Annotated in this window: 1 protein-coding gene; it reads left to right on the plus strand. The window is 35.7% G+C overall.

Annotation, left to right across the window (positions count from 1 at the left end; translation table 11 throughout):
* A partial coding sequence (locus ACU68W_RS09385; protein ID WP_446756447.1) for an FIVAR domain-containing protein occupies positions 1-255 on the plus strand: 255 nt, incomplete at both ends.

A 255-nucleotide genomic window follows, 5' to 3' on the forward strand; every position in this document is an offset into this window, starting at 1 on the left:
GAAAAAACTCCAGAAGTAGATAAGAAAGCACTTCAAGCTGAAGTAGATAAAGAAAAATCTACAAAGGATACAGACAAGTACAAGAATGCAGACCAAGCTAAAAAGGATGCATACGACAAAGCATTAGAAGATGCACAAAAAGTACTAGCAGATCCAAAAGCAAGTCAAGCAGATGTTGATAAAGCTAAAGATGCATTAACAAAAGCTGAAGCAGAATTGAACGGAGAAAAAACTCCAGAAGTAGATAAGAAAGCA

Source organism: Finegoldia sp. P2-F-LR, assembly GCF_052932265.1.